The organism is Micromonospora marincola, assembly GCF_056150385.1.
This window is the reverse complement of record NZ_JAXCFT010000002.1, coordinates 175,786-188,549: the sequence shown is the minus strand read 5'-3', so window position 1 is coordinate 188,549 and position 12,764 is coordinate 175,786. Positions and strand designations below refer to the sequence as shown.

General features: G+C 72.9%; 13 protein-coding genes. 7 read left to right on the top strand and 6 right to left on the bottom strand.

What is annotated here, in order from left to right; genetic code table 11:
* The first annotated feature begins 168 nt into the window (after window positions 1-168).
* Window positions 169-1,062, top strand: a complete 894-nt coding sequence (locus SM450_RS05275; RefSeq protein ID WP_474618534.1) for a GNAT family N-acetyltransferase — start codon at window positions 169-171, stop codon at window positions 1,060-1,062.
* On the opposite strand, the gene SM450_RS05270 is transcribed toward SM450_RS05275, so the two are convergent.
* Window positions 1,034-1,684: a futalosine hydrolase gene (locus SM450_RS05270; RefSeq protein WP_474618533.1), complete on the bottom strand. Its 651-nt coding sequence runs from the start codon at window positions 1,682-1,684 to the stop codon at window positions 1,034-1,036. The genes SM450_RS05275 and SM450_RS05270 overlap by 29 nt on opposite strands.
* Window positions 1,681-3,342, bottom strand: coding sequence for an MFS transporter (locus SM450_RS05265; protein WP_474618532.1), 1,662 nt, complete (start codon window positions 3,340-3,342; stop codon window positions 1,681-1,683). The genes SM450_RS05270 and SM450_RS05265 overlap by 4 nt, the downstream gene beginning before the upstream one ends.
* 65 nt (window positions 3,343-3,407) lie before the next feature.
* On the opposite strand from SM450_RS05265, the gene SM450_RS05260 reads away from it, so the two are divergent.
* Complete coding sequence (locus tag SM450_RS05260) at window positions 3,408-4,253, top strand: DUF3027 domain-containing protein (RefSeq protein ID WP_474618531.1); 846 nt, start codon at window positions 3,408-3,410, stop codon at window positions 4,251-4,253.
* 4 nt (window positions 4,254-4,257) lie between these two features.
* Here the strand turns inward: SM450_RS05260 and SM450_RS05255 are convergent, their stop codons facing one another.
* Window positions 4,258-4,473: a DUF2530 domain-containing protein gene (locus tag SM450_RS05255; RefSeq protein WP_474619018.1), complete on the bottom strand. Its 216-nt coding sequence runs from the start codon at window positions 4,471-4,473 to the stop codon at window positions 4,258-4,260.
* 137 nt (window positions 4,474-4,610) lie between these two features.
* On the opposite strand from SM450_RS05255, the gene SM450_RS05250 reads away from it, so the two are divergent.
* From SM450_RS05250 to thpR, 5 genes are all read left to right on the top strand, one after another.
* Window positions 4,611-6,092 carry an NCS2 family permease gene (locus SM450_RS05250; protein ID WP_474618530.1) on the top strand — a complete coding sequence of 494 codons (1,482 nt, stop codon included), beginning with the start codon at window positions 4,611-4,613 and terminating at the stop codon, window positions 6,090-6,092.
* A gap of 60 nt (window positions 6,093-6,152) precedes the next feature.
* On the top strand, window positions 6,153-6,602 hold the full coding sequence (locus SM450_RS05245; RefSeq protein WP_474618529.1) for a MarR family winged helix-turn-helix transcriptional regulator: 450 nt from the start codon (window positions 6,153-6,155) through the stop codon (window positions 6,600-6,602).
* Between the two features lie 69 nt (window positions 6,603-6,671).
* A complete protein-coding gene (locus SM450_RS05240; protein ID WP_474618528.1) occupies window positions 6,672-7,958 on the top strand; it encodes an MFS transporter in 1,287 nt (428 codons plus the stop codon).
* A 49-nt stretch (window positions 7,959-8,007) separates the two neighbouring features.
* On the top strand, window positions 8,008-8,517 hold the full coding sequence (locus tag SM450_RS05235; RefSeq protein ID WP_474618527.1) for a hypothetical protein: 510 nt from the start codon (window positions 8,008-8,010) through the stop codon (window positions 8,515-8,517).
* A gap of 4 nt (window positions 8,518-8,521) precedes the next feature.
* Window positions 8,522-9,100 (top strand): RNA 2',3'-cyclic phosphodiesterase, encoded by a 579-nt coding sequence (gene thpR / locus SM450_RS05230; protein WP_474618526.1) that lies wholly within the window; start codon window positions 8,522-8,524, stop codon window positions 9,098-9,100.
* Window positions 9,101-9,206: 106 nt separating this feature from the next.
* On the opposite strand, the gene SM450_RS05225 is transcribed toward thpR, so the two are convergent.
* The 3 genes from SM450_RS05225 to serC form a co-directional block, all read right to left on the bottom strand.
* On the bottom strand, window positions 9,207-10,193 hold the full coding sequence (locus SM450_RS05225) for an aldo/keto reductase (RefSeq protein ID WP_474618525.1): 987 nt from the start codon (window positions 10,191-10,193) through the stop codon (window positions 9,207-9,209).
* A gap of 66 nt (window positions 10,194-10,259) precedes the next feature.
* A complete protein-coding gene (sepH, locus tag SM450_RS05220; RefSeq protein ID WP_474618524.1) occupies window positions 10,260-11,345 on the bottom strand; it encodes a septation protein SepH in 1,086 nt (361 codons plus the stop codon).
* A gap of 190 nt (window positions 11,346-11,535) precedes the next feature.
* Window positions 11,536-12,663 (bottom strand): phosphoserine transaminase, encoded by a 1,128-nt coding sequence (gene serC / locus SM450_RS05215; RefSeq protein WP_474618523.1) that lies wholly within the window; start codon window positions 12,661-12,663, stop codon window positions 11,536-11,538.
* Window positions 12,664-12,764 lie beyond the last annotated feature (101 nt).

Genomic DNA, 12,764 nt, shown 5'->3' with positions numbered 1-12,764 from the left:
GTGGATCGGCCTGGTGGATCGGCGGCGGGCTGAGTCATTGACGTCATCAAGTTTCTAGGCTGTGGCGAGTGATCTCCCCATCCCCAGCGAAGCGGTTTTTCCACAGGGTTGTCCACAGGTGGACGAGCGGGGTGGAGAGTGTGCCTGGCGAGGGTCGAGCATGGCGTGGTGAGCTACGTCGAGCAGGCCATCGACCTCGGGGCGACGCTGCGGGCGCTACGCCGGGCGGCCGATCTCAGCCAGCGTGAGTTGTCGGTGAGGTCGGGGGTGCCGCAGGCCACGCTGGCGCGCATCGAGTCCGGGCGGGCGGCCGGTCCGAGCTTCCGCACGGTGGAGCGCCTGGTGGCGGGCACGGGTGGGCGGCTCACCGTCTCGCCACCGACGACCGACGGCCAGCATCCAGGCGAGCGACCGCCGGTCGTGGGGGCAGCGGCACCCGGCGGAGGGCTGCCGGCGGTGCCCCAGGAGGAACTGCGGGACGCGGCGGGGCGGCACTGCCCGGCTCACCTGGACGCCCGGGAGGTGCGCGAGCCGAAGGACTGGCCGGGGGCCTGGTGGGCGCACTGGCCGAGCCTGTCCGCCGGATACTGGTCCGCCCTGCCGGCGGTGACGTACCGCCTCGACCGGGAGCTGCGTGATCGCGACCGGATCCGCGAGGAGGTGCGTCACGGCTTCCGGGTCCGTCGGCACCTCGCCCCGGAGTTGCCGACGACGTCCTGGCGGTTCGTCGCCGAGTTGCCCGACGGCGAGCTGGTGGGCGAACTGCGCGCGCACGAGCGCAGCGACGAGCTGCTGTTCGGGTACCCAGTGCCCGAGCGGGATCAGGTCGTGTTGGACGGGATCCTGGTCGTGCCGGCATACCGGCGACTCGGCATCGGCCGACGATTGGTGAGTGCGCTGACCGCCGAGATGGCCCGGTGCGGTGTGCGGTCGGCGCACGGGTTCGCCGCGGGCGGTGCAACGCGCTTCCTGTGGGTCTGCGGGTTCCGGGTCGAATCGATGAGAGCGGCGGAGATGCGGTTCGACCTGCCGTTCAGCGTAGAACCGACGCGGCGGTGGTGAGCGCGGCGAACGCCTCGCGCATGCGCCAGGCGTCGCGATCGCGCGGGCCGATCGGGTTCGAGACCGTGCGCAGCTCGGCGAAGGGGACGTCGGCCAGGGCGGCGGCGACGGCCACGCCGTACCCCTCCATGGCCTCGGCCACGGCGTCCGGGTGGCGGCCGGCGAGGGCCTCGGCGGTCGCGGCGGTGCCGGTCACCGTGCTGACCGTCAGCACCGTGCCGACGGTGGCCGTGGGGAGGGCGGCGCGCAGGGCGTCCAGCAGGGCCGGGGCGGCGGGCACAGTGCGGCCGACGCCCAGCAGCTCGGGGGCCATGCCCAGCTCCTCGACCGGGAGGAAACCGCTCGGCGACTCGGCGCCGAGGTCGGCGACGACGCTGCGGTCGGCGAGCACGGTGGCGCCGACCCCGACCCGGCCGACGAAGCCGCCGGCGATGCCGGCGCTGACCACCGCCCGGTACGGCCGGCCGGCCGCCTCGGCCAGCGCCAGCAGGCGGGCCGTGGCGGCGCCGGCGACCGCCGGGCCGACGCCGACCGGCCGCACCGTCACGCTCGGGTCGGTGAGGCCGGCGCGGACCGCCTCGGCCTCGGCGGGCACCGCCGTGACCACCAGCAGGCCGGTCACGCCACCGGCCCCCGGGGATCGCGCCGGGTCTCGTCCTCGGTCGTGCCCGGTCCGCCGACCGACGAGGAGGGGCGGTAGATGTGGAAGCCGGGCGGCGCCAGGCCGTCGTCGTCCGGCGCCGGCACCGCCGCGTCGGCCCGCTGCGGCGCCGGCGAGGTGGGCGCCGGGTCGTCGAACGAGGTGACGGCGGGCTCGTGAAGCGCGGTGCCGGTCGGCTCGGCCGGCAGCTCGTCGTCGCCCAAGGGCCGGCCGCTGGTCAGCTCGTCGTCGCCCAGGGGCCGGCCGGCCAGGTGCTCGCCGCGCAGCCGACCGGCGACGAGCACGCCGCGTACGGCCACCAGCGCGGCCACGCCGGCGGCCACCGCCACCCCCATCAGGCCGGTGAACGGCACCAGCCCGAGCCCGCCACCGGCCACGAAGGCGAGCATCAGCGCGGTCTCCGAGTGCGCGAAGGAACTGGCCCGCAGCCGCTCCGGGATCCGCTCCTGGATCGACGCGTCCACCGCCAGCTTGGCGATCCCACTCATCAGCGCGGCCACCAGGCAGAGCAGGGCCACCATGGGCAGCGAGAACTTGATCGCGGCGAGCAGCGCGACACCGGCAACGACGATCGTGCCGCTGGACTGGATCGCGGTCGGCCGGTGGATGCGCAGGCGGGTGCCGAGCGCGGTGGCCAGGAAGGTGCCCACCGCCAGCGCCCCACCGACCAGGCCCAGCGCGGCCTGGGCGCTCAGCTCGCGGCCGAAGAAGTCGGTGGTCAGGTCGCCGGCCTTGATGGCGAACGCGAGGAAGAGCAGCAGGAAGCCGTAGAGCCCGCGCAGCGCCGCGGCGCCGATCAGCGTGGCGATCACCAGGCGGCCGGCGGGGCGACCCCGCCCCAGCGGGCGCTCGCCGTCGCGGCGGCGCATCGCCCGCAGCGGGCGCGGCATCCGCTCCGGCGGCTCCGAGTCGGCCTTCGGCGGCAACCGGAGCGAGATCACCATGCCGATCAGGAAGATCACCGAAGCGACCCGGAGCGGCCACTGCGGCCCGAACCAGAACGCGGCCAAGCCGATCGGGGCGACAAGCGCGCCGGCCACCGTGCCGTAGACGCTGGCCCGCGCCCCGACCTGGGACAGTCCCAGCCCGTCGGGGAGCAGCCGGGGCACCGCCGCCGACCGGGCCACCCCGTAGGCGCGGGAGAGGGCAAGCACCCCGAACGCCGCCGGATAGAGCCCGAGGCCGCCCATGTAGTCGGAGATCAGCCAGGCCAGGAAGGCCCGGCCGAGCATGGTGGTGGCCAGGGCGTACCGGCGACCGTGGCGGAAGTGGTCGAGCAGCGGGCCGACCACCGGGGCGAGCATGGCGAACGGGACCATGGTCACCAGCAGGTAGAGCGCGACCTTGTTGCGGGCCTCGCCAAGCGGCACGTCGAAGAAGATCGTCCCGGCCAGGCCGATGGCAATGAGCGTGTCCCCGGCGCAGGAGACCGCGTGCAGGTCGAACAGGCGGACCATGCCCACCTCGTTGCCGGCGCTGCGGGCCCGGGCGGTGCCGGCCCGGCGGGTCATCCACCGCCCGCCGTGCAGCGAGCCCCGCAGCAGCAGCCGGGTGGCGCGGATGCCGGTGCCGACGGTCCGCCCGAGAAAGGAGCGGCCGGAGCGGGTGGACTGCGCCATGTGTCCCATCCTCGCCCATCCGCTCCCCGCGCGCCGCATCACCCGGAGAGAACCCGCCGACGGGCATGGGGAACAATGGAAGAGTGACCAGGCCCGTCTCCGCCCGCGCTCCCCGGCTCGACCAGGTCTGCGCCGCCGCCGTCGAGGTGGCCCGCGACGCCATCACCGAGGTCGAGCCGACCGACGTCGGCGATCACCTCCAGGCTGTCGCCGAAGGCGACCGGGTCGTCACCCACTACTTCGAATGCCGGATGGCCGGCTACCGCGGCTGGCGCTGGGCGGTCACGGTGACCCGGGTGGCGCGCAGCAAGCACGTCACGATCTGCGAGACGGTGCTGCTGCCCGGCCCCGACGCGCTGCTCGCCCCGGGCTGGCTGCCCTGGCAGGAGCGGCTCCAGCCGGGCGACCTGGGCCCGGGCGACCTGCTCACCACCTCGGCCGACGACGAGCGGCTCGCCCCCGGTTACCTGCTCTCCGACGACCCGGCGGTGGAGGAGACCTCCTGGGAGCTGGGCCTCGGCCGGGCCCGGGTGCTGTCCCGGGAAGGGCGCGCCGACACCGCCCAGCGCTGGTACGACGGCGACCACGGGCCGGACGCCGCCATCTCCACCGCCGCGCCGGCCGCCGCCCGCTGCGGCACCTGCGGCTTCTACCTGCCGCTGGCCGGCTCGCTGCGGCAGGCGTTCGGGGCGTGCGGCAACTTCTTCGCTCCCGACGACGGCCGGGTGGTAAGCGCCGACCACGGCTGCGGCGCGCACTCGGAGACGCTTGTCGGGGTGCCCGAGACGCCCGTCGACGAGCTGCCCACCGTCTACGACGACAGCGAGGTCGAGGCGATGCCGGTCAGCCAGGTCCCGGGCCTGAGCTCGGCGGAGGCGGCCGAGTCGGCGGAGCCGTACGGGCAGCCCTGACCGGTCAGCGCTGACGCTCGGCAGCCGCCAGTCGGCGACGCCTGTTCGCGTCGTGCCGCATCATCGTGGCCAGGCCGGGAAAGCCCCACAGAAAACCGGCGAGGCAGGTCCAGAGCCAGTTCTGATGCCCGTGTGCGGTGAGCCAGCCGCGGAAGAAGATCAGCAACACCAGGCCGGCCACCGCCCAGGCGATCAGCCCGGCAACGGCGAACGGCACCATCGGCGGGTCGAGCGGCTCCGGCCGCGGCTGCTCCTCGGGCACCGGCCCAGCGTACGTGATCGTCCTTCCCTGTCGGCCGGGTGATCTGGCACGATGCGCGCGACGAGACCGCTTGATCGACAGGATGAGGACCCCCGATGGCGATTGACCCGCCGGCGGACCACGGCACGCCGCCCGATCCCGCGCGCCCCCGTAACGCCTTCGACCGTTACTTCGAGATCTCCGCCCGCCGGTCGACGACGGGGCGGGAGATCCGCGGTGGTTTCGCCACGTTCTTCACGATGGCGTACATCGTGGTGTTGAATCCGCTGATCCTCGGCGGCGCGGAGGACGCCGACGGCCGCACGCTTGCCATCCCGGCGCTGGCCGCGGCGACCGCGCTCGTGGCCGGCCTGATGACCATCCTGATGGGCGTGGTGGCCCGGTTCCCGATCGCGTTGGCCGCCGGGCTGGGCGTGAACGCGCTCGTCGCGTTCGAGATCGCGCCGCAGATGACCTGGGCGGACGCGATGGGTCTGGTGGTCATCGAGGGCGTGTTGATCGGCATCCTGGTGCTCACCGGGCTGCGTACCGCGGTGTTCCGCTCGGTGCCGACGCAGCTCAAGACCGCGATCGGCGTCGGCATCGGTCTGTTCCTGACCATCATCGGCCTGGTCGACGCCGGATTCGTCAGGCGGGTGCCGGACGCGGCGAACAGCACCGTGCCGGTCGGGCTGGGCATCAACGGCAAGATCGTCAGTTGGCCGATGCTTGTGTTCGTGGTGGGCCTGCTGGTCACGGTGGTGCTCGTGGTACGCCGGGTCCGTGGCGCGATCCTGATCGGCATCCTCTCCTCCACAGCGCTGGCCATCGTGGTGGAGGCGATCGGCAACATCGGCCCGTCCTTCGTCGACGGCAAGGCGAACCCGAAGGGCTGGGCGCTCAACGTGCCCGAGCTGCCGAAGCAGGTGGTGGACCTGCCGGACCTGTCGTTGCTCGGCAACTTCAACGTGCTCGACTCGTGGACCCGGGTGGGCTGGCTGGTCCCGCTGATGTTCGTCTTCACGCTGCTGATCACGGACTTCTTCGACACCATGGGCACGATGGTCGCGATCGGCCAGGAGGGGGACATGCTCGACGAGCAGGGCACCCCGCCGCGGGCCAAGGAGATCCTGCTGGTCGACTCGATCGCCGCCGCCGCGGGTGGCGCGGCGTCGGTGTCGAGCAACACCTCGTACATCGAGAGCGCGGCAGGTGTCGGTGAGGGTGCCCGGACCGGGGTGGCCAACCTGGTCACCGGCGTCCTGTTCCTGCTGGCCATGTTCCTCGCGCCGCTGTCGGCGATCGTGCCGTTCGAGGCCGCGTCGACCGCGCTTGTGGTGGTCGGTTTCCTGATGATGACGGCGGTCCGGACCATCGACTGGACGGACTACGAGATCGCGATCCCGGCGTTCCTCACCATCGTGCTGATGCCGTTCACCTACTCGATCTCGAACGGAATCGGGGCCGGCATCATCAGCTACGTGCTGGTGAAGCTGGCGAAGGGCAAGGCCCGGGAGGTCCACCCCCTGCTGTACGGGGTGGCCGCGCTCTTCGTCCTCTACTTCCTGCGCGGGCCGATCGAATCCGTGTTGCTGTGAGCTGGTGAGCCTGGTCATAACGCACGTCGTTAGCCAGGCTCATTAGTTAAGCTAACGAGTGTGACGGAGCGGACGGTGACGGCGAAACGCGTGCCACCGGCGCAGCTGGCCCCCCAGCTGCGAGATGCGATAACCCGACTCAACCGGCGGGTCCGGCAGGCCCGGCCGGTCGGCGACCTCACGGTCACCCAGCTGTCGGCGCTCACCAGCCTCAATCTGGCGGGCGCCCTCACGCCACGGGAACTGGCCGACGTCGAACGGGTGCAGCCGCCCACGATGACGAAGATCGTCGCGAAGTTGGAGGAGCGCGGCCTCGTGCAGCGCACCCCCCACCCGACCGACGGACGGCAGGTCATCCTGGCGGCGACCGAGGGGGGACGGGCCGTGCTCGACCAGTTCGAGCGCGCCCGCAACGAGTGGCTGGCCGGCCGGCTGGCCGCGCTCACCGAGGAGGAACGCGACACGCTACGGCGGGCCGCCGACATCCTCCAGGGGATCGCACGCGCCTGACACCGCGTCGCGCGGTTCGCTTCGTCCGCTCTGGATGAGGCATACCCGACGCGAGGAGGCGCACCAAGAGTGCGGGCCAAGCTGAGCACGATGTTCCAGTCCCTACGAGTCCGCAACTATCGACTCTTCGCCACCGGACAGCTGATCAAACTGATCGGCGTCTGGATGATGTTCATCGCCCAGGACTGGCTCGTCCTCGAGCTCAGCGACAACTCCGCGACCGCGCTCGGCGTGGTCACCGCGTTGCAGTTCACCCCCGTACTCCTGCTCACCCTGCTCTCCGGCCGCCTCGCCGACCGGTACGACAAGCGGATGCTGCTCTTCGCCGCCAACGCGTTCTGGACCGTGCTGGCACTCGGCATGAGCCTGCTCGTCGTCACCGGCCTGGTGCAGCTCTGGCACGTCTTCGCGTTCGCCGCCCTGCTCGGCGTCGGCAACGCGGTGGAGACCCCGGTACGGCAGTCGTTCGTCTCCGAACTGGTCGGAGTGCCGCTGCTGCCGAACGCGCTCTCGCTCAACGCCGCCGTGTTCAACTCCGCCCGGATCGTCGGCCCCGCCGTCGCCGGCCTGGCCATCGCCGCCTTCGACGTCGGCCCGGTCTTCATGTTCACCGCGCTCAGCTCGATCGCCCCGCTCGTCAACGTGATCCGGATGCGACCCGCGGAACTGCACCGCAAGGACCTGCCGCCGGCCGGTGAACGGGACCGGGCCCGGGTGATCGACGGCCTGCGGTACGTCTCCCGTCGCCCCGACCTCCTGCTGCCCATGGTCGTCATGTCGGTGATCGGGATGAGTCTGTTCAACTTCCAGCTCACCCTCGCCGCGCTGGCCAAGACCGTGTTCCACACCGGCGCCGCCTCGTTCGGCCTGTTCAGCACCGCGCTTGCGGTAGGCGCGCTTGTCGGCGCGCTCGCCGGCACCGGCCGGCGCAGCCGCCCCTCGGTCTGGTTGGTGCTCGGCGCCGCGATCGGCTGCGCCAGCTTCGGCACGCTCGTCGGGCTCGCCCCGGCGTACTGGATGGTGGTGGCGCTTCTGATGCCCACCGGGTTCTTCATGGTCTTCTTCGCCCAGGCCGCCAACCAGCGGGTGCAACTCGGCGTCGACGCCTCCTTCCGGGGCCGGGTGATGGCGCTGTGGGTGCTGGTGTTCCTGGGCACCAACCCGGTCGGCGCGCCGATCATCGGGTGGACGGCCGAGCGGTTCGGCGCCGGGGCGAGCATCTGGATCGGTGGCCTGATCTCACTGGCCGCCGCACTGCTGGCGCTCACCTGGCAACTGCGCCGCTCCGGCGCCCGGCTGCGGCTGCGGGTGCTCCCGATGCCCCGCTTCTACGTGGTTTCTCCAGGAGCGGAGTAGTTTCGGCAATCGGGTGGCGGGTGCGTCCGGCAGGCCGTAGCGTCGATGTGTGGGATTGGGGCAGGGGCTGCTGCTGGCACTGGCGATCCTCGCCGTGTGCTGCCTGCCTGCCCTCTTCGCGCTGATCTTCTGCGCCGACGAGATCATCGACCGGGTCGCCTGCGGCTGGGCCGAGTGGCGCGAGCGCCGACGCGAGCGCCGCACCATCGACCGGCTCGACCGGGCCGTCGGGGCCGAGGCGCTGACCCGCGACATCGACCTCACCGAGTTCGAGCGGGAGGGCCGCCGCTCCCTGGAACAGCTCGCGACCGACCTGCGCCGGCTGGGCGGGCACCGGCTCGCCGCCGCCGACCGGTCGGTGGTGTGGCACGGCGCGGTCATCGAGGCGTACGACGAGCGGTTGCGCGCCGCCTGCCACGCCCTGGGCATCGCCGAGTACCTCACCGAGCTGGACGGCGTCGACCGGGAGATCGAACGGGTACGCGTCGAAGGGCTGCTGCACGCCGCCGGGTTGACCCTGCCGGCCGCCCGCGCGGCGCACCACCAGCGGCACCGCTGACCGGGTGCGGCTCTTCGCGGCGATCTGTCCACCCCCGGCCGCCGTCGACGACCTGATCGGGAGGGTCGCCGGGCTGCGGGTCGGCCTCGCCTCCGCGAGCGGCGTCGACGCCCGGCTCGCCGACCCGGCCCACCTCCACGTCACGCTCGCCTTCCTCGGCGAGGTGCCGGACGACCGGCTGGTCGACGTCGAGAGCACGCTCGGGCTGGCCGTGGCGGCTTTTCGGGACGATCGGGGTAGCGCGCTGCGGCTGCGCCTCGGCGGTGGGGGCAGCTTCGGGCAGGGCCGCTCCACCGTGCTCTGGGTGGACCTGCGCGGCGACACCGACGCGCTGGAGGCGCTCGCCGGGCTGGTCCGCGACGGGCTGCGCCGGGCCGAGCTGCCGCACGACGACAAGCCGTTCCGTGCGCACCTGACCATCGCCCGCCCCGGCGATCGGGTGGACCCCGCCGATGTCCTGGCCGACCGGGAGGCGCTGCACGGGTACGCCGGCCCGCCGTGGCCGGCTGCCGAACTGGTCCTGGTTCGCAGCCGGCTCGGCTCCCGCCCCCGCTACACCCGCCTCGCCGCGTGGCCCCTCTGACCGCTGCGCGCCCACCGCCCACCGCCGCCGCGCGCCTGCCGCCGGCAGCGGTTAATAGGGGCCCCCGCCTATACCGAATGCGTTAAGCGGGGCCCCCTCCTTGCACCTACCAGGCCCAGGCTTCGGGGGCGGGGCCGCCGTTGCCGATCGGCGGGAACAACTCGTCGAGGCGGGTCAGCGTCGGCTCGTCCAGGTGGACGTCGAGCGCGCCGAGGTTGCGGTCGAGCTGGTCCATGGTGCGCGGGCCGACGATCGGGGCGGTCACGCCCGGCCGGGAGAGCAGCCAGGCCAGCGCCACGTCCGCCGGGTCGTGGCCGAGGTCCGCGCAGAGCTTCTCGTACGCCTCGATGGTGTTCCGGTGCTCGGCCAGCGCGTCGGCCGAGCGGCCGGTGGTGCCACGGGCGGCGCTGCCGTCGGCCATCTTCCGGATGATCCCGGAGAGCAGCCCGCCGTGCAGCGGCGACCAGGGGATGATGCCCAGCCCGTAGTGCTGCGCGGCCGGGATGACCTCCAACTCGACGTGCCGGGTGAGCAGGTTGTAGATGGACTGCTCGGAGACGAGGCCGAGGAAGTTGCGCTTGCCGGCCGCGGCCTGCGCCTGCGCGATGTGCCAGCCGGCGAAGTTGGACGAGCCGACGTAGAGCACCTTGCCCTGCGCCACGAGCGTCTCCATCGCCTGCCAGATCTCCTCCCACGGCGTGGTCCGGGAGACGTGGTGCATCTGGTAGAGGTCGATGGTGTCGGTCTGGAGCCGGCGCAGCGAGTCCTCGCAGGCCCGGATGATGTGCCGGGCGCTCAGGCCCTGGTCGTTGGGCCACTCGCCCATCTTGCCGTAGACCTTCGTGGCAAGCACGACCTTGTCGCGCCGCCCGTCGCCCTGGGCGAACCAGCGTCCGACGATCTGCTCGGTGATGCCTTCGCCGAGCTTCCAGCCGTAGACGTTCGCCGTGTCGAAGAAGTTGATCCCGTGTTCCAGCGCCCGGTCCATGATGGCGAAGCTGTCCGGCTCGTCCGTCTGCGGGCCGAAGTTCATGGTGCCGAGGCAGAGCCGGCTCACCGACAGGCCGGTGCGTCCCAGGTTCGTGTACTCCATGGGTCCACCCTGGCACGCGGGCACTTCGAGTGCCTCACTTCGAGCGTCCCAGGGTGGACCTGTGGATCAGGAGGATTCGCGGGCCGCCGGGCCGCTGCCGAAGAGGACGTCGTCCCAGCTCGGCAGCCGCTTACGCGGCTTGCCGCCGGCCTCGCCGGCGTCGCTGCCCGAGCCGGACGCCGGCGCGGCGCCGGTGCGCCGGGGCCGCAGCACGGCCAACGAGGGTACGGCCGGGATCTCCTTCGGCGCGTCCGAGTCGTCGTCGAACGCGGAGCCCTGACCGCCGCCGAGCAGCGCGGCAGCGCCCCCGGCGACCGCCCTTTGCCGGGGCGCGTCGGAGCCGGCGAGCGCGGCCGGGGAGCGGCTGTCGAGGCCACGGCCGGACGAGCCGCCGAGCGGCCGGTCGAGCGAGGCGAGCAGCGCGTCCCGGCCGGCGCGGATCGGGTCCCGCCCCGGTCGGGCCTGCTCGACGCCGGACGGCAGGCCGTGCCCGCCCCGGCTCGGCTCGCCACGCGACGGGCCGGGCAGCGCGTGGCCGCCCCGCTCCGGCGCCGGCTCCTGGCCGAGGATCGGCGTGGGACGCTCGGCGCACAGGTATTGCGCCATGTCGTCGTGCGCGACCACGTTCTGCCGGGACTTGTCGAGATCCCACACCGCCTGCGCGGTGGCCTTGCCGGACGGCCAGGTGGCGATGATCCGCCAGGTGCCGTCGTCGCGGCGGTAGGCGTCCCACGAGATCTTCTCGGTGTCGATGCCGTGCTGGGCCAGCCGGCCGTTCACCACCTCGGCCAGCGGGGTCGGCTTCTCGGCGCCCTTGAGCCGGGTGCGGCGGGCGTGCTGGGCGAGCATGGCCCGCTCCTGGAGCACCGGGCCGGCGTAGCGCAGCACCCGGTCGACGGGGACGCCGGCGATGCGGGCGACGTCTTCCGCGGACTCGCCGGAGCGGATCCGGGCCTGGATGTCCCGCGGGGACAGGGTCGGCGTGGGGTCGGTGGACGCGGGCACCACGGCGAGCGGGGCGCCGCCCGGCTCGGAATGCAGGGCCGTGGCGACGCGCTCGTCGATGGGCAGGGCCAGCAGGCGGCCCACCTCGTCGGTGAGCACCAGGGCCTGGCCGTCCTCGGAGAGGGCGACGAAGCGTACTGGGCGCATGGGCTTGCCTCCGTCCCGCTTCGATGGCCGTCACGCCACGAGCCGGCCACCCGGGCGTCCTCGCACCACCGTACGCTCATCTTCCCAGCGGTGGCGATAACGACACCCCGGCATGTCGCGACTGAGCTGCGGCGATGATCACGGTGGGTGGCCGCCGGAGCCCCGACGACCACCCAGCGTCACGAGGTGATCAGAGTCGCTCCACCACGTAGTCGATGGACGCGGTGAGCGCCTCGACATCGGCCGGCTCGACCGCCGGGAAGAGCGCGACCCGTAGCTGGTTGCGGCCGAGCTTGCGGTACGGCTCGGTGTCGACGATGCCGTTGGCGCGCAGCACCTTGGCGATCGCGGTCGCGTCCACCCCGTCGGCGAAGTCGACGGTGGCGACCACGTTGGAGCGCAGCGCCGGGTCCGACACGAACGGGGTGGCGAACGCCGAGCGCTCGGCCCAGCCGTACACGATGCCGGCGCTCTCGGCGGTGCGCTTGGCCGCCCAGGCCAGCCCACCCTGACCGTTCATCCAGTCGGTCTGCTCGGCGGCCAGGAAGATGGTGGCCAGAGCCGGGGTGTTGTACGTCTGCTCCAGCCGCGAGTTGTCGATCGCGGTGACCAGGTCGAGGAAGGCCGGGATGTAGCGGCCCGAGGACTTGATCGCGGTGGCCCGGTCGAGCGCGGCCGGCGACATCAGCGCCAGCCAGAGACCGCCGTCGGAGCCGAAGCACTTCTGCGGGGCGAAGTAGTAGACGTCGGTCTCGGCGACGTCGACGTCCAGGCCGCCGGCGCCGGAGGTGGCGTCGACGAGCAGCAGCGAGCCCTCGTCCGCGCCCGGCACCCGGCCGATCGGCACCGCCACGCCGGTGGAGGTCTCGTTGTGCGGGGTGGCGTAGACGTCCACGCCGGCCTCGGCGGTAAGCGTGGGGGCGCTGCCCGCCTCGGACTTGCGGACGGTCGGCTCGCCCAGGAACGGCGCGTCGGAGACCGACTTGGCGAACTTCGCGCCGAACTCGCCGAAGCTGGCGAACTGGGCCCGGTCGCGGACCAGGCCGAACGTGGCGACCTCCCAGAACGCGGTGGTGCCGCCGTTGCCGATGATCACCTCGTAGCCCTCGGGCAGGGAGAAGAACTCGGCCAGGCCGCGGCGCAGCCGGGCGACCTGGTCGCGGACCGTCTTCTGCCGGTGCGACGTGCCCAGGTAGCTGGTGGCGACGTCGGCGAGCGCGGAGACCGCCGCCGGGCGGACCTTGGACGGCCCGCAGCCGAAACGTCCGTCGGCGGGCCTGAGGTCGTCGGGAATCCGGATGGTCGGTGCGTCAGCCACGGTTGTCTCGATCCTTCCGCATGGGCGAGGGCGGGGCCTTCCTGCGGGCGCGGAGCGCCGACCGGCTCGTGCGCCGGGCGCACGGGACGGCCGGGATCCGA

Coding starts and splice junctions, on each gene's coding strand:
- SM450_RS05265 (WP_474618532.1), bottom strand. CDS start 3,342: ATGGCGCAGTCCACCCGCTCCGGCCGCTCCTTTCTCGGGCGGACCGTC.
- SM450_RS05260 (WP_474618531.1), top strand. CDS start 3,408: ATGGGGAACAATGGAAGAGTGACCAGGCCCGTCTCCGCCCGCGCTCCC.
- SM450_RS05255 (WP_474619018.1), bottom strand. CDS start 4,473: ATGGTGCCGTTCGCCGTTGCCGGGCTGATCGCCTGGGCGGTGGCCGGC.
- SM450_RS05250 (WP_474618530.1), top strand. CDS start 4,611: ATGGCGATTGACCCGCCGGCGGACCACGGCACGCCGCCCGATCCCGCG.
- SM450_RS05225 (WP_474618525.1), bottom strand. CDS start 10,193: ATGGAGTACACGAACCTGGGACGCACCGGCCTGTCGGTGAGCCGGCTC.
- sepH (WP_474618524.1), bottom strand. CDS start 11,345: ATGCGCCCAGTACGCTTCGTCGCCCTCTCCGAGGACGGCCAGGCCCTG.